A 24082-nucleotide genomic window follows, 5' to 3' on the forward strand; every position below is an offset into this window, starting at 1 on the left:
GCGTGGCGCTCCGTGCTCGGCTGCTCTCTGCGCTCGTCGTGTTCTGGTCGCTGCCTCTCCGCGCGGAGCCCGACCGCCCGCTGGAGATCGCGGAGGACCCCGAGCAGCCGACTCAGGTGGGGTACCACGGCGGCGACGCGCCGCCGCCTTCGCATCCGCGCCGCCGCGGGCACTTCCCCGAGGGTCTGTTCTTGCCCGTCGGGCTCGGCGTCGCCGGGGCGGCTCATCCCAACCTGCCCACCGCGGTGAGCTTCGGCGCCGAGGCGAGCGTCGTGGCCTTCCCGGTCGGACACGGCAACTGGGTCGGCGCCTACTCCGACCTCTACCTCGAGCCCAAGAACGAGCTCACCCGTGCCTCGCTCGGCCTCGAAGCGGGGTTCATCTTCATCGGCGTGGACGGTGGTCTGCTGATGCAAGCCTCCGAGAGCGGAACGCACTGGGGGGGAGTGGTCCGACCCATGTTCACGCTGGGGTTTCTGAGCGTGTTCGCGCGCTGGGGTTGGCTGAAGGGCGACGAGGACTTCCGCGAGATCGGCTGCCTGGTGAAGTTCCCGATTCACCTCATGGAGCTCGACCTGGACGAGCCACCTCCGGCACCGCCTGCGCCGCGCCGGTGAGCAGGGCGCGCTCTTCGACCAAGCCGAGCGCGGCCCTCCTCAGCACGACCATCGCGATGACCCCGACGTGCCAGGGCCGAAGGCCGCTCGACTCGTCGCCGTAGACGGGCCGCACTGGGACTTCGGCGACGCGAAACGCGCCTTGCGAGAGCAGTCCCAAGAGATCGTTCGGGTATCCGAAGCGCGGCCACACGGCTCCGAGATCGAGGCGCTCCAGGGCGGCGCGGCTGATGGCCGTGTAGCCGCACTGCGTGTCGTCCACGTCGAGGCCCGTCGCCGCGCGGGTCAGCGAGGAGAGCGCTCGGCTCCCCCAGCGGCGCAGTCGCGGCATGTCCATGGCGGAGGGGTGCAGGAAGCGATTGCCCTTCACGTAGTCGGCCCGTCCTCCCGTGATGGGCTCCAGCACCCGCGGCAGATCCTCCGGATCCATCTGGGCGTCGCCGGCCATCACCGCCACGACGTCCGCGCCGGCGGCGAGCGCGCGGAGGTACCCGGTGGCGATGGCGGCCCCGACGCCGCGGTTCTCGTCGTGCCGCACGAGCCTGACCCGTGGGTCCCCGACGGACGCCGCCGCCTCCGCGGTTCGATCCGGGCTGGCGTCGTCCACGACCACGATCGAGTCGACGAAGCCCGGGATGCCGCGCAGGGTCCGCGGGAGCAGGCGCTCCTCCCGATAGGCCGGCACCACGACCGCGACGCGTGCTCCCTGGAACATGAAGAACCAGTCGCTAGCGTGGATTGTCGATGACGTCCATTGGGTTCGCGGCACATTCGCGCTAGATCCGCCCCGCCTTGAAGCGTCGGCGCCTGCTCGGGCTGGCCGTGGTGGCCATCCTCCTCGTACCCGCCGGGTGGTTCGCCTGGTCGTGGCGCCGCTTCCCGAGCGACCGCACGCCGGAGGGTGCCTACCTGCGCGTGGTGCGAGCGGTGAACTTGGGGCGGCCCGAGGAGTTCTTCGCCTACACCGAGACCCAGACCCAGCACGCCTGCTACACGATACGCACCTATCGCAAGCAGGCGAGGGATCGGGTGCTCGAGGCGTACCCCGAGCCCGAGCGCACCCGGCTCAGCGAGGCCTACGCTGCCGAGGCCCTGGCGCCCGACGGCGCCGACGTGTTCGCGCTGCACGCTCGACAGCGCGGCTGGATCGATCGACTGCGCAAGGATCTGTCCGGGGTCGCCAAGATCGAGGTCGTGGGGGAGCGCGCCACCGTCGAGACCGTGAAGGGCACGCGCTACCCGTTTCGCAGGCGCGAGAACGGGATCTGGGGGCTGACGCTGTTCTCGGCCGTGCTGCACGCGGAGGCGGAGAAGGCCGCCCGCGACGCGGCGCTGATCGAGAAGAACGCCGCGGACTACCTGCGCGTCCGTGAGCAAGAGCGGGCATCGGGCGGCGACGGCGGCTGAATTGCGATCTCACGCTCGACCCGGGTATCCTGAGAGGGCGTGTCGTCAGCCGAGCCCGAACCCCCGCCGAGTGAGGACGCTCCCGAGGGAGCGTCCCAAGAGGCGTCGCCCAGCGCGGCAGACGAGACGGTGGACGGCCTGTTGCGCCGCTTCCTCAGCCTGCCGCCGATCCAGGTCACGGCGCCGCCACCGCCGGATCCGCTGATTGATCGCAACGCCTCGACGCTGCCCGCGCCGGGCAAGACCCCGAACCTGACCAGCTTCGACGAGAAGCTCGCCGACGTCGAGCCGCTGCTCGCCACCACCAACTGGGAAGGCGTCGTCGAGGTGCTGTCGAAGCAGGAGACCTTGCCGCCTCCGCTGGCCTTGCTCTACGCGGTCGCGCTCAAGGAGCGCGGTGCCAAGGGCGACCCCGAAGGGCTGGCGATTCGCTCGGTCGCGGCGCTCCTGTGCGTGCCGGAAACCAGCGAGACGGCGCTCGTCGTCGCCAAGCGCCTGCTCCGGACCAATCCCGTCACCTGGCAGACGCGTCGCGCGCCGTCGGCGAAGGTCTCCATCGGCATCGCTCTGGCCGTCGCGGTGCTCGGCGCGCTGCTCGGGTTCTTGCTCGGCCCGGGAGCGCCGGTGTTCCGCTAACGGGGCTCTCGAGTCTTCGCGTCCTCGTAGCACTGGCCGGCGGGCTTCCCCAGCTCGACGGGCAGACCTTCGGCACGCCATCCGGGGGTCATGCGTCCGAAGGCGTCACGGCTGCCCTCCCAGCCGGTGAACAGGTTGGCCACGTCGGTGTAGCCGGCCTGCACCAGCATCTCTGCGGCGCGCAGCGAGCGCTGGCCCGAGCGGCACCCCATCACGAGCTTTTCGTTCTTGCCGAAGCAACGCTGCATCACCTCGAGGAACTCCGGGTTCGGCACCATGCCGGCGCCACCCGCGTGGAGCAGCGGCACGTTGAAGGAACCCGGTGGATGCCCGGCCTCGAACTCGGGCTCGCTGCGCACATCCACGTAGACGGCTCCTGCTTCGAGCAAGGCTCGGGTTTCCTGAGGCGATACGCTCTTGACGCTCACGGTTTCCTCCGGTTCGCGCCCGGAACGTAGTCCCGACCTCGGCGCTCGGCTAGGCTCCTTCCCCGGAGCGAGCTTTGACCCTGCGCATCGTGCCCTTGGGGGGCCTTGGCGAGATTGGCATGAACTGCCTCGCCATCGAGCAGTCCGACGGCATCTTGGTGGTGGACGCGGGCACCAGCTTTCCCCACGACGACCTGGGCATCGACGTCTTCCACCCGGATTTCTCCTGGCTCTTCCAGAACGCCGAGCGCGTGGCGGGCGTCTTCCTCACTCACGGCCACGAAGACCACATCGGCGCGCTGCCCTACCTGCTCGACGGCCTGGACGTCCCGGTGTTCGGGCCCCCCCACGCTCTGGGGTTGGCCAAGCGGCGCCTGGCGGAGCACGACTTCGCCGCCCACGAGCTCGACCTCAACGAGGTGCGCGCCGGCTCGCTGACCCGAGTCGGCCCCTTCGAGGTCGAGGCCATCCGGGTCGCACACTCCATCGTCGAGGCGAGCGCGCTGTGCATCGAGACCGCCGAGGGATTCGTGCTGCACAGCGGCGACTTCAACTTCGACGCCGATCCGCCCGACGGTGAGCCCAGCGACGAAGCGCGCCTGGCGGCGATCGGAGCGCGCGGCGTCGAACTCCTGCTCAGCGACAGCACCAACATCGACACCCCCGAGCGCGCAGGCTCCGAACGCGCCGTGGGCGCGGCGCTCGAGCGTATCGTGTCCGCCGCCTCCGGGCGCGTCGTCGTCGCGCTCTTCGCCAGCAACATCCAGCGTCTGATCCTCCTGGGCGAGATCGCCCAGCGGACCGGGCGCAAGCTCTGCCTGCTCGGGCGCAGCCTGAGCTCCCAACGGGAGATCGCCACCGCCATCGAGCGTCTGGCCTGGCCCAGCAACCTGGTGGTGGCGCCGGAGGACTTGCAGAGCCTGCCGCGAAGCCGGGTGCTGGTGCTGGCGGGCGGCACGCAGGCGGAGCCGAACAGCGCCATGAGCCGGCTCGCCGCGGGGGCGCACCCCTACCTCTCGCTGGATGAAGGGGACAGCGTGGTGTTCTCCTCGCGCGTGATCCCGGGCAACGAGCGCGTCGTACTCGCGCTGATGAACGATCTGTTGCGGCGCGGCGTGGTGCTCCACACGCGCTTCACCGATCCGGACGTGCACACCAGCGGCCACGCGGGCCGCTCCGAGCAACGCCGCATGCTCGAGCTGACGGCGCCGCGGGCGTTCCTGCCGGTTCACGGGACGCTGGCCCACCTCAGGAGTCACGCCGAGCTGGCCCGCGAGATGGGCGTAGAGCGAACGCTGGTGGTCGAGAACGGGCAGGCCGTGCGCTTCTCCCGCGAGCACGGCCTTGCGCTGGACGAACGCGTCCAGTCCGGGCGCGTCGCGGTGGCGCCCGGCGGCGCGCCGCTGAGCGCGGAGACGCTCAAGCGGCGCGCCGAGCTCGGACGATCGGGGATCGTCTGCGTCAGCGCCGTCATCGACGACGAAGGCGAGGCCGAGGTCGCGCCCTGCGTAGTGGCGCGGGGGGTACCGCTGGTGGACGGCGACGACGCGGCACTCGGCAGCATCGCGCGGGACGTGCTGGCGGCGCTTTCTCGCGTGCGCGGCTGGCGCAACGTACAACTGGAGGACGAGGTCCGGCGCGCGGTCCGTCGCCGGGTCGCCGACATTTCGGGCGCTCGGCCGGTGGTGGAGGTCCTGCTGCTCCGGCGGGAGCGTTGAGCTAGGCTGCGCGGACGATGAGTTGGCGCAAGCGGCCGATCATCGCCAGTGAGAGTCGAGCACGAGCCACGCCCAACGTAGGGTTCCGCTGCGCGCGCGACGCCGATCGAGAGGCGCCCCTCTTCAGTTGCAGTGGTCCTCTTGCCCTGCTGGTGCGGCGTAGCAACCGTAGGCGCAAATGACCTGTCCGGTCGTCTGCTGGTTGTTGCAGGTGTAGAGCGTGTTCAATGCGTTGCCGCTGAGCGGAACCGCCAGGTTCGAGCCACAAGCGACGCCGTTGTAGGGATTGTTCATGCAGGGGTTGCTCGCGCTGTTCTCGCAGTAGTCGGGCTGCCCAACGGCGCCGGCGTGACATCCGTAGGGACACGTCACGCTTCCTGCCGTCGTGTTGCCGGAGCACAAGTACAGCTTCTTCGAGTCGGCTGTCGCGGACAGGTTCTCCCCGCAGGCGTATCCGTCAGGGTAGGGGTTGCAGCCGCAGGGATCGCTGCACTTCTTGCACAGACACGTCTTGGAACCCGAGCTACCCGTCCCACAGCCTGTAGTCGTGTCGTACCCGGCATTCACGCACGCGGTCTTGCACACGCTCGTCGTGTACGTGCCGCCGGAACAGTACGCGAGCGTGGATGAGTCGATGCAATAACTGGCAGTGCAGCCCGAGCTGCCACCCCCTCCGCCGCTGCCCGAGCTTCCTCCGCTCGCGGTGCCACCGGAGCCGCCTCCACCAGACCCGCCGACTCCACCGAATCCGCCGCTGCCACCGAATCCGCCGCTGCCGCCGCCGAATTCGCTGCTGCCGCCGCCGAATCCGCTGCTGCCGCCTCCACCAGACCAGCCGCCGCCGCCGAATCCGCCGCCGTCGGAGCCGCCACCGCCGGTTCCCGCGCCCGCCGCGCCGCCGGACGCCTCGGGACCGCTCGACGAAAAGCAGCCCGTGGTGGCAACTACGAAGAGAGGCGCAACCGAAAGAACGCCATGAGCCATTGGGCGCCAACCCCTTGCCGCCATTCCCAAGCTCCCTGCGAGTATCCTCGTTGGACCCCAGCGAAGCGTCAACCTCAAACAGAGGCTGGCTAGAATTCACCGATTCGATTACTCAGAGGTCACCGCACAGAGGTGACATGGAGGGAACGCGGCAATCGCGGGTACTTCGGTTCTGCGCATGGACGTGCTTTGCCGTGCAGACTGGCTGCGCTTCGATGTTCCTCAATGGAGGACGCTTCGCCGACGGGAGCGAGAAGGGCCGCGTCATCGCGAAGTACAAGGTCGAGAGTTGCGTCGGCACCGATGGCTCGCCGATGCAGGCACCGGACGCCGAGTACTGGTTGCTGAAGGAGCCTTCCGGGGCCCTCGCCCTCGCGGAGATGGACGCGCGCGGCGAGGGTACGGTCATCACCAACACTTGGGCGAGTGCAGATGGTGATCACTTCTTCACGTGGGTGATGAGCTCCGGCTGGGAATTCGTGATTCCGCGCGACCTGAACCAAGCAGGCACTCGCATCGTCTACGTAGGTGTCGCCAACACGAAGTCGGGCGAAGTAACGAAGCCCACGAGCGCGCCCAGCGCCAAGTGCGCGATGCCCCGGAGCGATGCAGCGACGGCCGGCGCCGGGGTCCCCGTGGTCGGCCCAGCCCCGGCCCCAGCCCCTGCCTCGCCTCCCACTCCGCCTGCCGCGTCTGCCGCGGAGGGTCCCACGGCCGCACCTGCAAGCGGAGACAAGACCTGCTTCCCAGCGTGTCGTGCTGGGTTCACCTGCGTTGGCGGCGCTTGTGTGAGCGCGTGCAACCCGCCGTGCGCCGCGAGCGAGACGTGCACGGAAGGCGGGGAGTGTGTCCCAAGGGGCGGAGCCGCCGCGCCGGTGCCGGCGCCGGCGCCGAGCCCCGCGCCGGCACCCACCCCCGCGCCAGCGCCGCGACCTGCACCGGCGGTCAAGGAGCCTGCACCGGCGGTCAAGGAGCCTGCACCGGCGGTCAAGGAGCCTGCACCGGCGGTCAAGGAGCCTGCACCGGCTGCTCCCGAGCCGGCCGATCAACCCAAACCAGCGGGACATCCCCAGCCCACGGTGGAGTCGCAGCGGGAAGGGGAAGGGGTCCATGGTCATCTGTTGATTGCGCCGGGTCTAGGCCTCGGACTCGCGCTGGGGGACGCCATGGACCCCGTGCCCCAGTCGGACTTGATCGCATCCCCGGGGTTAGGCCTCTCCCTCGACGCGGGCTTTGGACTCTCGCGCGCTCTGGTGTTGGGGCTTTGGGCTGAGGCGTCGTTCTACGGGGCAGGAGACACCGGTTGCGTCGCAGGTCCCGGTGTCGACTCGCAGTGCATCACAACCTTGTTCGGCGTGGGCCCACAGCTCTCCTATTTCGTTCCTAGTCGAGGCAGGAGTCGTCCTTGGTTCGGGGCGGGCCTCGGGTATCGCTGGTTACGACAAGCACGCATCGACTCGGCTGGAGGGGCCGAGGCCGCTCGCGTCGAGGTGCTAAGCGGGTTCGAGCTCTTGCGAGCTCAAGGTGGAATCGACTTCAAGGCCTCGAATCACGCGTGGATCGGGCCATACCTCGTGTTCAGCGTCGGCACCTACACCGAGTACTCGATCGATGGCGACCAGCTCGCCTGCGGCGGATCGGGCAACTGCGCCCTCCAGCCGGTGAGCGAGTCCGGGGAAATCGAATCGGATGCGCGAGGCACCCACCAGTACGTCTTTCTCGGTGCACGGGTTCTGTTCGACTTCTTGGGACGGGCTTCCACCGGCACCGCGGCGAGGGAGTGAGCAATGAAGCTGACGACACTGGCGATCACCTTCGGCATGGCCTTGTCGAGCACTCTCGCGCGTGCGCAGGAGTGCGTCCCGAAGTGCCGCACGGGTTACACATGCTCGGCAGGGAAGTGCATCGCCGCCGCGCCGGCATGCGATCCTGCGTGTGCCGCCCACGAGCTTTGCTCGCCCCAAGGGAAGTGCGTGTCGGCGTGCAACCCCCCTTGCCCGGCGGGCGAAGTGTGCACACCTGAAGCGCAGTGCGTGTCCGCGTGCAACCCGCCTTGTGCTGCCGGTGAAGAGTGCAACGCATCGGGAACCTGTCAGGCCGCGGCGTCGGCTCCCGCGCCTCCACCGGCCCCAGCGCCTGCCGCCGCGGCTCCACCCACGTCTCCGTCCGAGCCGGCGCCACCGGTCGTACAGGCCGCTCCTGCGCAACACCCCGGTTTCCTACAGGCGGGCGTGCTGATCGGCCGATACTCTTACTCTGGCGAGTGGGACAACGGTGACTCGATCGAAGGCTCGGGAATGGCGTATGGAGTCGAAGCCGCTGGTGGGCTCCAGACGTCACCCAAGTTTCGAGTGGGTGCCGGCCTTCAGTTCTTCAGCATGCCGGACCCCGAAGGCACCAGAAACGGCCAGAGCGCGAACACCGACACTGGGAAGGGTGGTGTGGTGGGCGCCTATCTCGCGTGGGGTGGGAACGGTGGGCTGCTCGTCGACGGCATCTTCGGTTACGGAGGGTCTGGCACCGAAGACGCTTTCGGCGGGTGGGGGCCGGGGCTATTTCCGGGGATCGGCTATCAAGCCGCGGGGCCGCTTCGTTTCACGATAGGCGGACGTTTCTATGTGATGGCGACCGAAGCAGACAGCGGAGAGAGCGGCACGTTCACCGGCTTCCAAGTAGTCGCGAGCATGGGCTCATTCTGAGCAGCGAGGGCCTAGATTTGACCCCGACTACCAACTAGGCTGGACACCTGCTGGCTACGGAGTGCGGGCCGGTGGGAGGGTCAATCGAGCGGTGAGGAAGCTTTTCGCAATTTCGGTGTTGTTCATCGGCTGTGTTTCATCGAGCTCGGGCGACGATTCGGGCGGAATCGGAAACTACCAAAGCTGTACTCAGGACTCGCAGTGCCCGTCAGGTGAGGGGTGTGACACCGAAGGCGGCAGCCTGTCGCTCGGGTACTGCACGCCGCTCTGTGACACCGACAGCCAGTGCCCGACGGGTTTCGATTGCCCCAGCGGGACCAAGAATCAGCCGGGCGAGTGCGACGAGGTCGGCTCTCACTCCGGTCGCGGGATCTGCGACCAATTCGACGGCGCTCACGGACCAACGACGTGCAAGGGTTCTGGCGGCGGCGGCTCGGGCGGAAACGGCAGCCTATCCTCGTGCAACTCGGACTCGCAGTGCCCCACCGGCCAAGGCTGCGACACCGAGGGCGGACAGCTTTCGCCGGGGTACTGCACGCCCCTCTGCGACAGCGACGCTCAGTGCCCTTCTGGATTTGCGTGTCCGGGGTTGGTCCCGGGTCAACCCGGAGAGTGCGACGAGGTCGGATCCCACTCCGGCCGTGGCATCTGCGATCAATACGATGGTGTGAATGGTCCGACGACGTGCGCCGGGAGCAGTGGCGGCTCCGGCGGCGGCGGGGGTGGCCTTCCTCCCGGACCGGTCAGCTCGGCCTGCCAGAGCTGTGGCCTCTCCAGCTGTTCGGCCGAGGTCAGTGCCTGCTCCAGCGACTCGACGTGCCAGAGTTGCGTGTTCGTCGATGTCAGCGGTTCTGGGTGTCCGACCAACCCGGCCGTCCAGGCGTTGCTCGCCTGTGCGTGCAGCAAGTGCGCCTCCGCGTGTGCTGCTTACTGCGGAGAGCAGTAGTTACTCGGTGCCTGAGCGCCGGCACTCGACCGCGTCGTGGCGCGTGGCGTGGTCATGCGTGCGCGGCTGGCGCAACGTACAACTGGAGGACGAGGTCCGGCGCGCGGTCCGTCGCCGGGTCGCCGACATTTCGGGCGCTCGGCCGGTGGTGGAGGTCCTGCTGCTCCGGCGGGAGCGTTGAGCTAGGCTGCGCGGACGATGTTTCGCGCCTCCCTGCTCGCGTTCGCGCTGGCCATCTCGGCCTGCAACTCCGATCCGCCCCGGGAGCCCAAGAGCAGCCCGGCGTCCCCCGCGAGCCCCGCGACGCAACGTGACGACAGCTCGTTTCGCCACCCGGCGGCGGAGCGGGTGGTGGCGATCGGGGATCTGCACGGCGATCTCGCGGCGACGAAGAAAGCGCTGGTCCTGGCTGGCGCCATCGACGAGAAGGACGAGTGGGTCGGGGGCAAGCTGGTGGTGGTGCAAACCGGCGATCTGCTCGATCGCGGCGACGACGAGCCGGACATCCTGGATCTGCTCGCCAGGGTGCAGGAGCGCGCGCGCAAGGCAGGCGGCGCGCTTCACGTCTTGAACGGCAACCACGAGGTGATGAACGTCGCCGGGGACTTCCGCTACGTCACCGCCGACGGTTTCCGCGACTACAAGGACGCGCCCCTGGTGGGACAGCGCGGCAAGCAAGCGGTGCTCCTGCCGGAGGAGCAGCGCGGACGCGCCGCGGCGTTCCTGCCGGGCGGAGAGGTCGCGAAGAAGCTGGCGGAGCGCCCGGTGGTAGTCGTGGTCGGCGACACGGTGTTCGCTCACGGCGGCGTCCTGCCCGGGCACGTCCGTTACGGCATCGGCAAGCTCAACGACGAGACGCGACGCTGGATGTCGGGTGAGACCCAGCGACCGCCGGAGATCCTGGTGGGTGACACGGCCCCGATCTGGACCCGGGAGTACTCCGACGGCGAGCCGTCTTCGCGGGCGTGTAGCGCGCTCGAGACGGTGCTCGGGGACCTCGGCGTCCGGCGCATGGTGGTCGGCCACACGGTGCAGAAGAACGGCGTCAGCAGCGCGTGCGGCGACAAGGTGTGGCGCATCGACGTCGGTATGGCCAGGCACTACGGCGGGCGGGCCGCGGTGCTGGAGATCCGCGGGCAGAGCGTGCGCGCGCTGGGTGACGGCGCCGGGCCGGCCACCGCCCCGACTCCGAGCGGGTCGGCCGCGCCGGCGGTCAGCGCGTCGGGCGCCCGAGGGCGATGAGCAAGGCTGACTTCCTTGCGACGAGCGCTTTGCGCTGCACGCGGCCTGGCGAGGCCCTGTCCCACGCCGATGCGTCGGCGACACGAATTGACGGACGTGCTGGTCTCTTCCGGGGCGCCCCCCCTCGCGTGGCGTTCACTCCAGCGCGGTCGCGTCTGCACAGCAACGGAATCCCACGTCGTCGTCGGTGTTGGACCTGCCCATGTGGTCGTCGCTTTGGCAGCGCGTGAACTCCTGCGAGGAGCCGACGCCGCCCCCACGGAGCCGGCAGCTCACACCCGGGCCTTCTGCATCCGTCTTGCAGGAGTCTTCCCACTCCCGGACGTTGCCGCTCATGTCGTGCAGACCGGCGTAGCCGCCCTCGCAGCCGCCCCACCCCGCCATCCAGACCTTCTTGGTGGGCATGGGGTACTCGGCGGTCATGCAAGGCCACTCCTGGAAGGTCTTCCCGTAAGGGTAGGACTGCTGGCCGCCTCTGCTGCACGCGAAGTACCACTCGCTCGAAGCAGCGCTCGCGAACTTGTCATAGGGGGCAGTCCCGCCCCCGATGGCGCCGCACAGCCGCTTGCCCGCCCACTCGCAGTAGGCGCGGGCGTCGCACCAATCGACCCACCGGCGCGGGTACAGCGAGCGCGGGGTCGAGGTGAGCTCCTCGTAAGTCGTGTTCCACGAGCACGTCCCGGTCTGCGGCGGCGGCGACGTGTCGAGGAAGTCGGCGTAGTTGTGCTCCGTGACCTCGGTGGAGTCGATGCAGTACCAGCCCGTGGGGGTCTCGATGGCCACCATCTCCGGACCTGGCCCCGAGGGACAGAAGACCGGCAGCCCCGCGTCCCCGGCGCCGCCCCCCGTGCCGCCGCCGCCGCTGCCCGCCGCGCCGGCCGCGCCGCCGGATCCGCCTGCCACGACGATGATCGTCTCGGTCCGACCCGAGCAGGCCACGCTCGTGGAGAGCCCCAGGACGACCAACAAGAGACGGCGCATCTCAGCCTCCTCCATCCAGGTAGGCGTCGCGATACTGGAGCGCCCACTCCCTCGCCTCGGCGCACTCGGACGCCTTGTCCTGGAGCTCCGGGCTCAGCGAGCCGACCTTCCCGCACATCAGGAAGTCGTCGGCGGCACACGATGCGTCCGAGCGGTGGCCGAGCGAGAGGATGTGCCCGAGCTCATGGGCGAGCACCAGGTGCTTCCGGGTCTTCAGGTTCTCGAGGCCGACGACGACGAAGCCGGCCTCGCTACAGCCCGAGTCCTCCGGATCGCACGCGACATCGACCAGCGGTTCGATGTCGTTGCACACCGCCGGCTGGACCGTCCAGTTGAAGATCACGCGCGGCAGGTCGCTCCGGACGCCAGGCAGGTCCACGGCCTTCTTGTCGAGCTGAAACATGCGGTTCTGGATGCCCGGGAACTTGTCGCAAATCGGCACTTCGGCTCGGCCGTCGGGTCGATAGAGCTCGAAGAGCTCCTTGCTCACGCGGAGCTCGTGGAAGGACACGAGCCGGAACTGGATGCCGCAGACGTCGAAGATGTCGTCGGGCAGGAGGAAGGTGCTGCCGGCCCTGCGCGCGGTTTGCCCCGTTTGCAATGTGCTCCTGTGGGTCCACTGCGCCTGGATCTGGTTGAGTATTCCGCCGGGGCGTGTGAACCGCTGGCGCTCGGCCCGCCATCGATCGTCCCACAAGACGCCCTGCTCTTCGGCACCGAACGTCGCGCGCATGATCGCCTCGTACTCCGGCTTCGGGTACTCCGGCAGGATCAGGATGGCCTGGATGGGCACGATCAAAACGTTGGACGCGACGCGGAACCTGGTGACGTTCGACGCCAGGACGGTGCTCGAGTTGGCGCGCACCTTCGAGACCCTGACCGTAGAGGTGAAGTAACCGAACCTGGCGCCGTGCAGCTCCCAGGGCATCTGCACCGGATCCGGGCCCGGAGTCCATTGCCCGTCCGAGGTCGGCCAGGTGTGCAGGAGCTGTTGCCCCGTGGAGCTCGACGGGCTGAGAGCATCGTTCCCGGCGGCGATGACGTAGAGCAACGGAGCGCCAGTTACGTTCACCTCAGTGTCGAAGGAAGTATACGCCCACTTCGCGCTGTCGACGCGCTTCGCGGATTCGGCGAAGGGTTGTTCGACCAGCAAGACGTCCTCCGTCAGGACCGGGTTGTCATGCTGCACCTCGATGCAGTTGCAGCTCGGGTTCTCGTCGGTCTGGTTGTCAGCCGCGACGGTCTCCGAAGGCTGGCAACCGCACGCGACCATCACAAACGCAAGTGCAACCCCCCCCCTGCAATGTTCGTGCTTGCATGAAGAACTCCTCCCTGCCCCGAGGCTACGCGAGGCTGAGAGGACCATCAACCGGGCCGAAGATGGAACGGCGATTTGGGTGCAGGAGTACTCCGACGGCGAGCCGTCTTCGCGGGCGTGTAGCGCGCTCGAGACGGTGCTCGGGGACCTCGGCGTCCGGCGCATGGTGGTCGGCCACACGGTGCAGAAAAACGGCGTCAGCAGCGCGTGCGGCGACAAGGTGTGGCGCATCGACGTCGGTATGGCCCGGCACTACGGCGGGCGGGCCGCGGTGCTGGAGATCCGCGGGCAGAGCGTGCGCGCGCTGGGTGACGGCGCCGGGCCGGCCACCGCCCCGACTCCGAGCGGGTCGGCCGCGCCGGCGGTCAGCGCGTCGGGCGCGCCAAGGCGATGAGCAAGGCTTCTTGCACGCCGTCGGGCGCGGGCTCCCCGTCGGCGAGCATGCGCAGCATGATCTGACGGCCCTGGCCCGACACGATGGCCACGCGCAGCGCGCGCATCGGCTCGAGCGCGGTCTGCGGGCTCCCGACCGTGGTCGGCGGGCCTTGCCCGCTGGGGATCGAGGGCGCCATCAGCTCCTCCGCGGTCATCACCACGGTGTGCTCCGGCGCCTCCCGGCTCGGCGGAGGCGCGGGGCGGACGTTGGTCAGCGTCCGGTCGAGCCCGTCGCTCATCACGCTGGGCGGGCGCGGGCGGTCGGCGGGCACCTTGAGGACCTCCGGAGTGGGGACGTCGGTGATGGAGTCCGCGGCGGCGCGCTCCGCCGCGAGCTCCGGGGGATCGGTCTGACAGGCTTCGAGCAGCGCCGAGTCCGGCGCAACGTGCGAGGTCAGCTCGTCCGGCGGGATGCGATACGGCGCGGTCTGGAGCATGTTCTTGTTTGGCCGCGAGGCGGCTGCGGCGAGCTGGATCTTCTCCGGCGCGAGCGGCTGCGTCGTCGACGCGGGGCTGGGCACCGCCACCGGAGGGCGGCTCGCGCGGCGGGGCGGCAGCGGGCGGTGCTCGAGCTCCGAGAGCACTCGCCCGAGGGCGTAGGCGCGATCGTGCCGGCCCTCGTTGGTCGCGGTCTGCATCGCGGTGTGCAGCCACTTCAGCGTCTGCTCGCGACTGCCCCGGATCCACATCGCCACGGCGGTCTCGAGCGCCCAGCGCACGTCCGCCGAGTCGTCGGGCTGCGGCTCGACCGTCGCCTCGAAGAAGTCGCGGTCGCTGCTCATCCCGAGATCATTACACCCGTTCGAACAGCGTGGCGATGCCCTGTCCCACGCCGATGCACAGGGAGGCGAGCCCGAGCTTGGCCTTCTCGTCCGCCTTCATGACGCCGAGCAGCGTGGCCACGATGCGCGCCCCGGAGGCGCCGATGGGATGGCCGAGCGCGATGGCTCCGCCCCGGACGTTGACGCGTGCGGGGTCGAGATCGAGCCCCCGGAGGCAGGCCAGGCTCTGGGCCGCGAAGGCCTCGTTCAGCTCGACGACGTCCAGGTTGGGGACGCGCAGGCCGACCCGAGAGAGCAGCTTCTTGGTCGCCGGGATCGGGCCTTCGCCCATGTAGCTCGGATCCACGCCGGCCGTCGCCGAGCCCGCCCAGCGCGCCAGCGGCGTGAGGCCCAGCTCCTTCACCACGGCCTCGGACGCGAGCAGCACCGCCGCCGAGCCGTCGTTGAGCGGAGACGAGTTGCCGGCCGTGACCGAGCCGCCCTCGCGGAACGCCGCCGGCAGCTTGGCGAGCGCCGCGAGCGAGCTGTCGGGGCGCACGCACTCGTCTCGCTCGAACACCACGGACGCGCCCTTCTTCTGCGGGATCTCCAGCGGCGCGAGCTCGCCGGCGAATGCGTTCGCCTCCCATGCGGCCGCGGCCTTCTGGTGCGAGGCGAGGGCGAACTGATCCTGCTCCTCTCGGGTGATGCCGTACTTCTTGGCGACGTTCTCCGCGGTCTCGCCCATGCCGATGAGCTCGAAGCGCTGCTTCATGCGCGGGTTCGGGTAGCGCCAGCCGAGCGTGGTGTCGTAGAGCGCCGGCGGCGTGCGCGGGAACGCCTCCTCGGGTTTGGGCATGGAGTAAGGCGCGCGGGTCATGCTCTCCACGCCGCCGCCGATGGCGACCTCGACCTCGCCCAGCGCGATCATGCGCGCGGCGTCGTTGATGGCCTCGAGGCCCGAGCCGCACAGGCGGTTCACAGTCACCGCCGGGACGTCGTAGGGCAGGTTCGCCAGCAGCGCCGCCATGCGCGCCACGTTGCGGTTGTCCTCTCCGGCCTGGTTGGTCGCGCCGAACACCACCTGATCGAGGCGCTCGCACAGCGCCGGCTGGCGCTTCACCAGCGCGGCCACGACGTGCGCGGCCAGATCGTCGGAGCGAACGGACGCGAGCGCGCCCTTGAACCGGCCGATGGGACTGCGGACCGCGTCGACCACGAACACCGCGGGGGTAGCCATGGCGGGACTCTAGGGCATTTTCCCGGTACAGTCGCCGCCATGCCGACCCCGCCGCCCTGGGACGTGTGGCCGTACCATCGGCCTGGCTCCGCCGTGACCTTTCCGCGCGACGAAGGCTGGCACCGGCTGCTCCCGGGCCGCGTCGCGAACCCCGCGCTCTCCGAGATGGAATGGGTGTACCTGAACGCTCACGTCGAGGAGCAGGGGGGTGCGGGCCGGCGCTTCAGCGTGTTCGTCGCTTATTTCACCCAGGGGCTGCGCTTCATGGTGGTGCGCGCGTTCGACGCGACGGACCGCTTCGTCGCGGACTGGACCGGAACCGCCTGGGGCATCCTGCGTGCCTCGCCGGACGTGTTGGACCTCTCGTTCAAGCACGGCGGAGGGACCGACGCCTGGGCCACGCGGCGCGACGCGAGCGGCGCCTTCGTGCCGTTTTCGTCGGATCTCGACGCGGTGGACGACGCCGGTCACTTCTCGGTGAAGCTAGGAATCGTGAACCGGAAGCGGCCTTACGAGGCGGGCGGCAAGGGGTACCTGCCGTTCGGCCGGCGCGGCGCGTTCTACTACTACTCGCTCACTCGCCTCGACGTCCAAGGCACGCTCGAGCTCGACAAGCCCGGCGGCGGCCGCGAGACCGTCGCGGTCAAGGGCGTCGGCTGGTACGACCACCAGTGGGGACCGTTCTACGTCACGCCCATCCGCAACCGGAACCTGGAGCAGTACGAGTGGATGAGCATCCAGCTCGACTCCGGCGACGAGCTGTTGCTCACCACGGTCTGGGAGTCGAACGGCTCGACGCCGAGCTTGCCCGCCTACGGTGGCGCCGGATTGATTCGCGCCAACGGCACCTTCGACAAGCTGGTCGGCGCCGAGCGCTGGAAGCGCACGAAGTTCTGGCGCTCTCCGGAGCAGCACGCCGTGTACTCGGCGGGCTGGACCTTCGACGCGCCGGAGTGGGGCGCGTCCCTCGAGATCGCCCCGCGTTACCACGATCAGCTCACGCCGCTGGTGGACGCTCCGCCGCCAAACCTGCTCGGCGCCATGAGTCGGCTGTTCGAGGGTTGGGCGAACTGGCTGGGCGAGTTCTGGGAGGGGACGTGTCGCGTCACGGGGACCTTCGCCGGCCAGCCGGCGACTGGCACCGCGTTCGCGGAGCTGGTGAAGCGCTACGAGGATCCCGAGTTCCACATCCGCCTGGCGCGCAACGATCCCGACCTCACGGTGCTCGAGTGGCGGGTGGAGAACCCGGACGAGCAGGTGCCGCTGACCTTCCGCTTCTTCCTGGAGCGCGAGGACGGCACGCCCCTGGTCGATCAGGACGGGCTCGACATCCCCGTGATGATCCTCGACGACCCGACCCTCCCCAAGAACGAGCCGCTGATCGCGCGCGTGGTCGCGAAGAGCCTGGACGGCGCGCTCTCGGGGATGGCCTCGGCGGACGTGCGCCTGCGCTGAGGCTTCAGCCCTTCGCGGCGCGGCCGTCGAGCCGCGTGCGCGTCTCGCCACGCACCAGATCTCGGACGTAGCTCGTGGCCAGGAAGTCGTGAGGGAAGCCCAGCTCGATGCGGCTCACCTCGTCCAGCCGAGCGAGCTCCTCGCCGCTCAGCGAGACCTCGCTCGCGCCGAGCGAGTCGACGAGCTGCTCGACCTTGCGCGCCCCGACGATGGGCAGGAAGCGATAACCCTGGGCGCGCACCCAGGCCAGCGCCACCTGCGTGGAGGTCGTGCCCAGCCGGTCCGCCACCTCGTCTACGGCCCGCGCGATGGCGAGCGGCCGGTCGCCGAGACGTCCGCGCTGCTCGTTGCCTTGCCTGCGGAGCGAGTCGTTCTCCACGCCGGAGCGCGTGTACTTGCCGGTCAGGACCCCCGCACCGAGCGGTCCCCAGGCCAGGACGCTCAGGTCGAAGGCCTCGGCCATCGGCAACAGGTCGCGCTCCGGCGCGCGCTGGAGCAGGCTGTACTCGATCTGCAAGCCGACGAAGGCGGTGAGCCCGCGCAGCTCCGCCAGCACGTTGGACGCGGAGACCACCCAGGCGGGCGCGTCGCTCACCCCCACGTAGAGCACCTTGCCGGAGCGCACCAGATCGTCGAGGGCGCGCATGGTCTCCTGGTAGGGCGTGTAGTCGTCCCAGGCGTGGACCCAGAGCAGATCGACGAAGTCGGTGCCGAGGCGCCGCAGGCTGGCCTCCACCGAGTGCACGAGGTTCTTCCGATGATTGCCTGCGGCGTTGGGATCCGCCGGGTCCATCGAGAGCGTGTACTTCGTGGCGACCACCATGCGGTTGCGCTTGCCGGCCAGCCAGCGCCCGACGATCTCCTCGGTCTGACCGCCGTGGTACTTGTTGGCCGTGTCCAGGAAGTTGCCGCCGACCTCGGCGTAGGCGTCGAGCACGCGGTGACTGGTCGCCTCGTCCGCGCCGAAGCCCCATGCGTCTCCGAAGCTCATGGTGCCCAGGCAGATCTCGGAGACCTTGAGCCCCGACTTTCCGAGCAGGCGATAACGCAGCATGGTGGTCCTCCTCCGTGAGCCCCCTTCGTGGGGGCGGCGACGGCCCGCGTCAACCGTGGAAACAGGCCGAATCACGCGGCGGTTGCGCGGGCGCCGGACCTTCCGCCATCCTGTTCGGGGCAATGGACACGCTGCTGGTCCTGGCGCAGCTCTCGGCTGACGAGGAGCGAGTCCTCGCCGCCATCGCGGCGACCAGCAAGCTGGAGCTGGTGACCTGCTCCAAGGTCGAGTCCGCCATCGGTTGGCTGGACAGCCGGAGGCCCCGGGTCCTGGTGTTCAAGGCCGACCTGGTCGGCGCCGAGCGCTTCTGTCAGACCGTGCGCTCGAAGCCGGAGCTCGCCAGCACGCCGCTCATCGCGCTGGTCTCGGACCTCTCGGATCCGTTCATCGAGAAGCTCTACGCCATGGGGGTGGACGACGCGATCCCGGATCGCTTCGGTCCCGGCTTCGTCACCCGCCTGCGCCGGCTGCCGGATCGCATCGCTCAGCCGCCCAAGCGCGGCGTCGCCGTGGTGGCGGAGCCGGACCGCGACCGCTGCAACGTGGTGGGGCGCGTCCTGGGCAACGCCGGCTACCAGGTCAAGAACGCCCTCGACGCGATGTCGCTCGCCTATTACGTGCAGCAGCACAAGCCGCGGCTGGTGGTGAGCAGCGTCGAGATCGGGCCGCCGCGGGAGCTGATCCGCGAAGCGCGCCGGCGGGGCTACGCCGCGCCGTGGATCGTGACGGCACGCCGGCGCGATCTGCCGCGCTACGCCGAGGCGCTCGGCGGGCTCGAGCGCGTCTCCGTCGTCGCAGCGACCAGCTGGCCCGAGGTGGTGCTCTACGCGGCCAACGAGCTGACCCGCGCCGAGGAAGAGCCCGCGCGCTCGGAGAAGCGCCACCTGTATGCGACGACGGTGCTGTTCCGCTCGGCGGGAGACGAGTCCGACGAGCTGGGCTTCAGCTACAACGTCAGCCCGCGCGGGATCTTCGTGCGGACGCTGGCGCCGCCCGAAGGCGAGCGCGTTTGGCTCGAGCTGCGCCCGCCGAAGAGCCGCCAGCGCGTCCGGCTCGAAGGGCGGGTGACCTGGCGCCGGCCCTACGTGCCCACCGCCGCGGCGACGGGTCCGCCGGGCTTTGGCGTGCAGATCTCGGGGGGGCTCTCCGACGGCGTCGCCCAGTGGAGCGAACAGGTGCGGGCCTTTTCGGCGTCCGCCCAAGCGTCCCGCCTCTCGGTGCGGAGGCTGCACACGGCGCGTCTGAGCGACGCCCGCACCAGCGGCGAGTACATGCTGATCGAGGTGCCTTCGGAGTCGGGGGTGCCGGTCCTGTCCGCGGTCGGGGAGCGGCGCAGCGTGCCGCCGACCGCGGAGGCCATCGACGACGAGTGGGAGCGCCTGACGGACGGCACGGGGAGCGCTCCGCCCGACGCGAACGAGGAGGCCTCGGTCGTCGACGAAGCGTCCGCGCTGGCGGCGCCCCCGCTGCCCGACTTCGGTGACGACGTCGCCGAAGCGCTGCCCGACTTCAGCGACGATACCGACGACGAGCCCGAAGCAGCGGAGCCGCAGCGTGGGGAGGGCTCCACTGCGCCAGCGTCGCTGCCCACCGTGCGTCCGCGCCAGACGGGCCTGCGCTCGGTGCTCGGGCCGATGGCCATTGGCCTGACCGCCGGGGCGCTGGCCGCCGGCGTCTACTTCGCGCTGTCGGGGCCGGCACCCGAGCGTGCGCCTCGGCCGGCGGTCGCTCGGGTGGCTCCGGCGCCGTCGGTGCCGCGTGTCGAAGCGCCTCCGCCTTCCGTGGCGGCGCCCCAGCCACCCGTCGAAGCGCGGAGCGCGTCATCGAGCTCCGCGGTGCCACCCGCGCCGAGCGCCGCCGAGCCCGCGCCACCCGACGTCAGCGGGCTGAACTGGGACCAGGGCTATTTGACGGTGCGCTCCGACGGCGACGAAGACGTGTACGCCACGGGTTTCCGCATCGGACGCACCAACCAGCACAACCTGTCGAAGTGCGGGCTGCGCTGGGTACGGCTCGGTCGCGGCGATCCGCCGCGCTGGGTCTCGCCCGGAAGGACCGTGGACGTGAAGTGTCGCGCCGTCACGCTGATCGACCTGGCCGCCGAGTGACTCGCCCGAGGTTGACCCGCGCGCGTCGAACCGGGAACATCCGCCCGTGGCGCAGCGCAGAGTATTGATACTGGGTGGTGGTTTGTCGGCGCTCTCGGCCGGTGTGCACCTGTTGCAGGAAGGCGGGGCCGCAGCGTTCGACGTGACCGTGCTCTGCATGGAGCATCGCCTGGGGGGCAAGGCCGCCAGCTGGCGCCTGCCCGACAACCGCTACATGGAGGTCGGGTTCCACGGCGTGTTCGGCTACTACCGCGAGCTCCAGACGCTGCTCGCCCGCGCGGGCCATCCGGTGACCGACCCGCGCTGGTTCACCTCGAACGAAGGCGTCCACCTGATGTACGAGGCCGGCGCGCGCGCGGTGAACCGCCTCGACATCCCAGCCGGCCCCCTCGACGTGGGAGCGTTCTTCAACAGCGGGTTCGTCGGCTACCAGGGGATGAGCTTCCCGGAGAAGCTTGCAGCCGCGCGCTGGATGGCGAAGACGGGAGCCAAGCTGTTGCTCGGCACGGTCGCGCCGGAGCTCGACGAGCACTCGTTCACGGCCCACTGCGTCGGGACCGGCCTGGACATCGAGCTGACCCGGAAGAGCTGGTTCAAGTACGTGCTCGATCTGGCCTTCAACTTCCCGGCGGAGGGCTCGGCCTACGTGGGTATGTACGGCTTCCAGCGGCTGATGGGACCGGAGAGCTCGCTCGTCTACTACCTGAACGGCCCGCTCAGCGAGGTCATCGTCGCGCCCATCGCGCGGCTCTTCGTCTCCCTCGGCGGCAAGATCGAGTTCTGCACCAAGGCCACGCGCATCGAGCTCGACCCGAGCAGCCGAGAGGTCACCGAGATCGGGACGAAGCCCATGGCGGCGGTGCAGCCGCTGGCGGGCGCCGTCGATCACGTGCTGCCCATCGCCATGGCCGGCAGCTACTCCCTGGAGGAGAACCCGTATCCGGTCGGCGATCCCGCGCCGGCGTCCACGGGCAGCGAGCGCGTGTGGCGGCGAGGCACCGACTTCGATCAGGTGATCTCGGCGCTGCCGGTGGACAGCCTGCGCACGCTGCTCTCGACCACTTCGGATTTCGACCAGGCGGTCCTGGGAGTGCCCCAGCTCCGGGCGCTCTGGGCGTTGCGCAGCGTCGCGTCGCTCTCGCTCAGGCTCTGGCTGCCGCAGAAGGTGATGCCCTCGGACTACGCGACGGTGGTGATGGGGACGCCGCAACCGTGCGCGACGCTGATCGACTACACGAATCGCGTGAGTGAGCTGGCCAATGGCACCTGGGGCTCGGTGATCGAGCTCGAGGGGCAGGAGGGGCTGCACGCCGGCCTCTCGGACCAGGCCATCGTGCGCGAGTGCCTCGAGAACCTGGCCGGACTACCGTTCGTCGATCGGACCAAGCTCGACGTGGACCAGGTGCTCGCTCAGACGAACGGCAACAAGTGGCTGTTCCGCCGCAACACGGCCCAGCACATGCGCTACCTGCTGATGGATCCCGGACACTGGAAGTACCGGCCGCGTCAGGACGCGCGGCCGTACGCGAACCTCACGCTCACCGGCGACTGGGTGAACGGCACGCAGCCGACGGCCAGCATGGAGGCCGCGGTGCGCACCGGCCGGGTCGCGGCGACGCTGCTCCGGGCGGACGCGGGGCTGCCGGCGCCGGTGGCCTGATTCACGATTTCTCCATCCTCGCAATGACATCCGTCAACTGATACGCTCCACGAGATGATCGGCCGGGGTCCCGACCCGCTCTCGGCGGAGGAGCGAGCCAAGGAGCTGCTCAAGCCACGGCCGCGCAGCCTGCCCATCGCGCCGTACGCGCCGACCGCGCTGCGGCGCCTGCCGCTGGCGGACAGCGCGCGGGACGTCGATCGGGCCTGGCGTCCCATCTACGCGGTCTGGGAGATCACACTGGCCTGCGATCTGGCGTGCCGCCACTGCGGCTCGCGCGCCGGCCACGCGCGACGCGAGGAGCTCAGCACGGCCGAGTGCCTCGACCTGGTGCGCCAGATGGCCCGGCTAGGCGTGAAGGAAGTCACCGTGATCGGCGGCGAGGCGTACCTGCGCGACGACTGGCTGGAGATCATCGCGGAGATCCGCGCCACCGGGATGACCGCGACCATGACCACCGGGGGACGCGGCATCACCCCGGAGCGGGCGCAGGCGGCAGCGAAGGCCGGCCTCCAGAGCGCGAGCGTCTCCATCGACGGCTGCGAGGTCACGCACGACCGGCTGCGCGGCGTCCCGGGCTCCCATCGTGCGGCCCACGAAGCGCTGAAGAACCTGCGCCAGGCGGGCGTGAAAGTGTCGGCCAACACGCAGATCAACCGGCTCAGCATGCCGGACATGCCAGACGTGCTCGAGACCATCGCCAAGGCCGGCGCGCACAGCTGGCAGATCCAGCTCACCGTCCCGATGGGACGGGCCGCCGACGAGCCGGACGTGTTGCTCGAGCCCTACCACCTGCTCGAGCTGTTCCCGATGCTCGCGAGCTTGAAGCAGCGCTGCGACGAGCTCGGCGTGCGGCTCTGGCCCGGCAACAACGTGGGCTACTTCGGGCCGTACGAGACGGTGTTCCGCGGCACCATGCCCCGCGGGCACCTGGCCTCCTGCGGCGCCGGGCGTTCCACGCTCGGCATCGAGGCCGACGGCGCCATCAAGGGCTGTCCGTCGCTGCCCACCGATGCCTGGACCGGCGGCAACATCCGCGACGCCTCGCTCCAGGACATCTGGGAGCGCGCCGAGCCGCTGCGCTACACGCGCGACCGCACGGTGGCGGATCTCTGGGGGTTCTGCCAGAGCTGCTACTACGCCGACGAGTGCCGGGCCGGCTGCACCTGGACCTCGTTCACGTTCTTCCGCAAGGCGGGCAACAACCCCTATTGCCACCACCGGGCGCTGGAGCTCCAGCGCCAGGGAAAGCGCGAGCGATTGGTGCAGCGGGATCCCGCGCCTGGGGAACCGTTCGACTACGGCGGGTTCGAGCTGATCGTCGAGGACGATCCGAATGGAGGAGACCGAGCATGAGCCATCTAATCCCTTGTCCCGAGTGCCAGCGCCACGTGCGCGTGCACGAGAACGCCTGCCCGTTCTGTCGTGCTTCGCTCGACCTCGGGTCCACGCCAGAACCGGCGTTGCCGACGCGCCGGCTCGGGCGCTCGGCGCTGTTCGCCTTCGGCGCGACCTTGGCGGCGAGCTTGGCGGCGACGGCCTGCGGCGGCGAGAGCGACGACGGTGGCAGCGGCGGCTCCGGCGGCAGCACGGGTGGCTCCGGCGGCTCCGCGACGGGCGGCAGCTCCGGCACCGGTGGCTCGGCAGGTGGCAGCGGCGGCAACGCCGGCAGCGGCGGAGCAGCGGGCAGCGCGGGCAGCGGCAGCGGCGGCTTCGCCGGCGCCGCCCCGCTCTACGGCATGCCCGCGGACGCCGGTGACGACGGCGCGAACACCGGCGGGGGCGGTGGCGGACAGCCGCTCTACGGAGCGCCGCCGCCTCCGCCTTGATCAGCGCTTGATCCAGCCCACCCGGAAGCGCCAGCGCGTCGGTCCGACGCGATCCCAGCTCGTACGGTAGGGCGTGCGCCCCAGCATCGCGATGATGGTGTCGCTCCAGCCCGTGATGAGATCCGGGATCCCCGGCGGCAGGTCTGGGTCGTCGAGCTCGCCGATCAGGTGATCGGGGTGCTCCTCGACCACCGTGAACGTGCCCACGGTCGTCTGCCGTGACCACACGCTGGCGGCGCGATTGAAGACCAGCGCCGGCGTCGCGAACTTGAGGAACACCCGGTAGATGACGTGGATCTGGTAGCGCGCGGCCATGCTGCCCAGATCCCTGAGCTCTTCCTCCGAGCTCTTGGTCGCCGCGCAGAACGCCTGCATCAGCTCGTGCAGGTTGCGGCGCGGGTACCACGAGCTGGCGTAGATGTCGCCGCGGTAGAACTCTCGCCCCTCCGGCGTCATGCCGTCCTCCACGCGGCGCCACAGCTCGCTTCGGTCACGCTGGAGCGGGGCGACGTAGGAGAGGAGGGTGTAGCCCTTGACCTCCCCGGGGTGCGCGCTCGTCGGCAT

22 protein-coding genes and 1 pseudogene are annotated in these 24082 nt (G+C 69.9%); 13 read left to right on the forward strand and 10 right to left on the reverse strand.

Translation table 11 applies throughout. The features are described 5' to 3' along the window. Window positions 1-2 precede the first annotated feature (2 nt). Entirely contained in the window at window positions 3-617 is a 615-nt protein-coding gene (locus HS104_36160) for a hypothetical protein (protein ID MBE7485390.1), read from the forward strand. Here HS104_36160 and HS104_36165 read toward each other — a convergent pair. After that, a complete protein-coding gene (locus HS104_36165) occupies window positions 562-1332 on the reverse strand; it encodes a glycosyltransferase family 2 protein (protein ID MBE7485391.1) in 771 nt (256 codons plus the stop codon). The two genes, HS104_36160 and HS104_36165, sit on opposite strands and share 56 nt — an antisense overlap. A 92-nt stretch (window positions 1333-1424) precedes the next feature. On the opposite strand from HS104_36165, the gene HS104_36170 reads away from it, so the two are divergent. Then, window positions 1425-2024: a hypothetical protein gene (locus HS104_36170; protein MBE7485392.1), complete on the forward strand. Its 600-nt coding sequence runs from the start codon at window positions 1425-1427 to the stop codon at window positions 2022-2024. A 39-nt stretch (window positions 2025-2063) separates the two neighbouring features. Next, on the forward strand, window positions 2064-2660 hold the full coding sequence (locus tag HS104_36175; protein ID MBE7485393.1) for a hypothetical protein: 597 nt from the start codon (window positions 2064-2066) through the stop codon (window positions 2658-2660). Here HS104_36175 and HS104_36180 read toward each other — a convergent pair. After that, window positions 2657-3088, reverse strand: coding sequence for a rhodanese-like domain-containing protein (locus HS104_36180; protein ID MBE7485394.1), 432 nt, complete (start codon window positions 3086-3088; stop codon window positions 2657-2659). The genes HS104_36175 and HS104_36180 overlap by 4 nt on opposite strands. 119 nt (window positions 3089-3207) lie before the next feature. Here HS104_36180 and HS104_36185 point away from each other — a divergent pair, with 119 nt between their 5' ends. After that, window positions 3208-4806 carry a ribonuclease J gene (locus HS104_36185; protein ID MBE7485395.1) on the forward strand — a complete coding sequence of 533 codons (1599 nt, stop codon included), beginning with the start codon at window positions 3208-3210 and terminating at the stop codon, window positions 4804-4806. A gap of 123 nt (window positions 4807-4929) precedes the next feature. Here HS104_36185 and HS104_36190 read toward each other — a convergent pair whose 3' ends face one another. Beyond that, window positions 4930-5790 carry a hypothetical protein gene (locus tag HS104_36190; GenBank protein MBE7485396.1) on the reverse strand — a complete coding sequence of 287 codons (861 nt, stop codon included), beginning with the start codon at window positions 5788-5790 and terminating at the stop codon, window positions 4930-4932. 857 nt (window positions 5791-6647) lie between these two features. Between HS104_36190 and HS104_36195 the strand changes: the two are divergent. Beyond that, window positions 6648-6797 (forward strand): annotated as a pseudogene (locus tag HS104_36195) (OmpA family protein). A 584-nt stretch (window positions 6798-7381) separates the two neighbouring features. On the opposite strand, the gene HS104_36200 reads toward HS104_36195, so the two are convergent. Then, the gene (locus tag HS104_36200; GenBank protein ID MBE7485397.1) at window positions 7382-7612 is read right to left on the reverse strand and encodes a hypothetical protein; all 231 of its coding nucleotides are present in this window, start codon (window positions 7610-7612) and stop codon (window positions 7382-7384) included. Window positions 7613-8021: 409 nt separating this feature from the next. Between HS104_36200 and HS104_36205 the strand changes: the two genes are divergently transcribed. Together HS104_36205 and HS104_36210 are read left to right on the forward strand one after the other, a co-directional pair. Continuing rightward, window positions 8022-8489, forward strand: a complete 468-nt coding sequence (locus tag HS104_36205; protein MBE7485398.1) for a hypothetical protein — start codon at window positions 8022-8024, stop codon at window positions 8487-8489. Between the two features lie 1144 nt (window positions 8490-9633). Next, window positions 9634-10677: a metallophosphoesterase gene (locus tag HS104_36210; protein ID MBE7485399.1), complete on the forward strand. Its 1044-nt coding sequence runs from the start codon at window positions 9634-9636 to the stop codon at window positions 10675-10677. Window positions 10678-10812: 135 nt separating this feature from the next. Here HS104_36210 and HS104_36215 read toward each other — a convergent pair whose 3' ends face one another. Further along, entirely contained in the window at window positions 10813-11658 is an 846-nt protein-coding gene (locus HS104_36215; GenBank protein ID MBE7485400.1) for an SUMF1/EgtB/PvdO family nonheme iron enzyme, read from the reverse strand. A 1-nt stretch (window position 11659) separates the two neighbouring features. Continuing rightward, on the reverse strand, window positions 11660-12931 hold the full coding sequence (locus HS104_36220) for a hypothetical protein (protein ID MBE7485401.1): 1272 nt from the start codon (window positions 12929-12931) through the stop codon (window positions 11660-11662). Between the two features lie 124 nt (window positions 12932-13055). On the opposite strand from HS104_36220, the gene HS104_36225 reads away from it, so the two are divergent. Beyond that, window positions 13056-13370, forward strand: coding sequence for a hypothetical protein (locus HS104_36225; GenBank protein ID MBE7485402.1), 315 nt, complete (start codon window positions 13056-13058; stop codon window positions 13368-13370). Here the strand turns inward: HS104_36225 and HS104_36230 are convergent. Beyond that, a complete protein-coding gene (locus HS104_36230; protein ID MBE7485403.1) occupies window positions 13342-14193 on the reverse strand; it encodes a hypothetical protein in 852 nt (283 codons plus the stop codon). The genes HS104_36225 and HS104_36230 overlap by 29 nt on opposite strands. A gap of 10 nt (window positions 14194-14203) precedes the next feature. Beyond that, window positions 14204-15412 (reverse strand): acetyl-CoA C-acyltransferase, encoded by a 1209-nt coding sequence (locus HS104_36235; GenBank protein MBE7485404.1) that lies wholly within the window; start codon window positions 15410-15412, stop codon window positions 14204-14206. Window positions 15413-15505: 93 nt separating this feature from the next. Here HS104_36235 and HS104_36240 point away from each other — a divergent pair, with 93 nt between their 5' ends. Further along, window positions 15506-16867, forward strand: a complete 1362-nt coding sequence (locus HS104_36240) for a hypothetical protein (GenBank protein MBE7485405.1) — start codon at window positions 15506-15508, stop codon at window positions 16865-16867. A 4-nt stretch (window positions 16868-16871) separates the two neighbouring features. Here the strand turns inward: HS104_36240 and HS104_36245 are convergent, their stop codons facing one another. Then, window positions 16872-17918, reverse strand: coding sequence for an aldo/keto reductase (locus tag HS104_36245; GenBank protein ID MBE7485406.1), 1047 nt, complete (start codon window positions 17916-17918; stop codon window positions 16872-16874). A 125-nt stretch (window positions 17919-18043) separates the two neighbouring features. Here HS104_36245 and HS104_36250 point away from each other — a divergent pair, with 125 nt between their 5' ends. The 4 genes from HS104_36250 (at window position 18044) to HS104_36265 (ending at window position 23518) form a co-directional block, all read left to right on the forward strand. Further along, a complete protein-coding gene (locus HS104_36250) occupies window positions 18044-20029 on the forward strand; it encodes a PilZ domain-containing protein (GenBank protein MBE7485407.1) in 1986 nt (661 codons plus the stop codon). A gap of 82 nt (window positions 20030-20111) precedes the next feature. Next, entirely contained in the window at window positions 20112-21689 is a 1578-nt protein-coding gene (locus HS104_36255; protein MBE7485408.1) for an FAD-dependent oxidoreductase, read from the forward strand. A 54-nt stretch (window positions 21690-21743) separates the two neighbouring features. Further along, the gene (locus HS104_36260; protein MBE7485409.1) at window positions 21744-23045 is read left to right on the forward strand and encodes a radical SAM protein; all 1302 of its coding nucleotides are present in this window, start codon (window positions 21744-21746) and stop codon (window positions 23043-23045) included. Next, the gene (locus HS104_36265; GenBank protein ID MBE7485410.1) at window positions 23042-23518 is read left to right on the forward strand and encodes a hypothetical protein; all 477 of its coding nucleotides are present in this window, start codon (window positions 23042-23044) and stop codon (window positions 23516-23518) included. The genes HS104_36260 and HS104_36265 overlap by 4 nt, the downstream gene beginning before the upstream one ends. Here HS104_36265 and HS104_36270 read toward each other — a convergent pair whose 3' ends face one another. Then, on the reverse strand, window positions 23519-24082 hold the full coding sequence (locus HS104_36270) for a hypothetical protein (protein ID MBE7485411.1): 564 nt from the start codon (window positions 24080-24082) through the stop codon (window positions 23519-23521).

The organism is Polyangiaceae bacterium, assembly GCA_015075635.1.
Taxonomy (GTDB): domain Bacteria; phylum Myxococcota_A; class Polyangia; order Polyangiales; family Polyangiaceae; genus JADJKB01.

Bases quoted from the DNA above. Each gene is read 5' to 3' on its own strand.
- HS104_36165 (MBE7485391.1), bottom strand. From the start codon at position 1,332: ATGTTCCAGGGAGCACGCGTCGCGGTCGTGGTGCCGGCCTATCGGGAG.
- HS104_36185 (MBE7485395.1), top strand. From the start codon at position 3,208: ATGAACTGCCTCGCCATCGAGCAGTCCGACGGCATCTTGGTGGTGGAC.
- HS104_36190 (MBE7485396.1), bottom strand. From the start codon at position 5,790: ATGGCTCATGGCGTTCTTTCGGTTGCGCCTCTCTTCGTAGTTGCCACC.
- HS104_36200 (MBE7485397.1), bottom strand. From the start codon at position 7,612: ATGCCGAAGGTGATCGCCAGTGTCGTCAGCTTCATTGCTCACTCCCTC.
- HS104_36210 (MBE7485399.1), top strand. From the start codon at position 9,634: ATGTTTCGCGCCTCCCTGCTCGCGTTCGCGCTGGCCATCTCGGCCTGC.
- HS104_36215 (MBE7485400.1), bottom strand. From the start codon at position 11,658: ATGCGCCGTCTCTTGTTGGTCGTCCTGGGGCTCTCCACGAGCGTGGCC.
- HS104_36220 (MBE7485401.1), bottom strand. From the start codon at position 12,931: ATGGTCGCGTGCGGTTGCCAGCCTTCGGAGACCGTCGCGGCTGACAAC.
- HS104_36230 (MBE7485403.1), bottom strand. From the start codon at position 14,193: ATGAGCAGCGACCGCGACTTCTTCGAGGCGACGGTCGAGCCGCAGCCC.
- HS104_36235 (MBE7485404.1), bottom strand. From the start codon at position 15,412: ATGGCTACCCCCGCGGTGTTCGTGGTCGACGCGGTCCGCAGTCCCATC.
- HS104_36250 (MBE7485407.1), top strand. From the start codon at position 18,044: ATGGACACGCTGCTGGTCCTGGCGCAGCTCTCGGCTGACGAGGAGCGA.
- HS104_36260 (MBE7485409.1), top strand. From the start codon at position 21,744: ATGATCGGCCGGGGTCCCGACCCGCTCTCGGCGGAGGAGCGAGCCAAG.
- HS104_36265 (MBE7485410.1), top strand. From the start codon at position 23,042: ATGAGCCATCTAATCCCTTGTCCCGAGTGCCAGCGCCACGTGCGCGTG.
- HS104_36270 (MBE7485411.1), bottom strand. From the start codon at position 24,082: ATGCCGACGAGCGCGCACCCCGGGGAGGTCAAGGGCTACACCCTCCTC.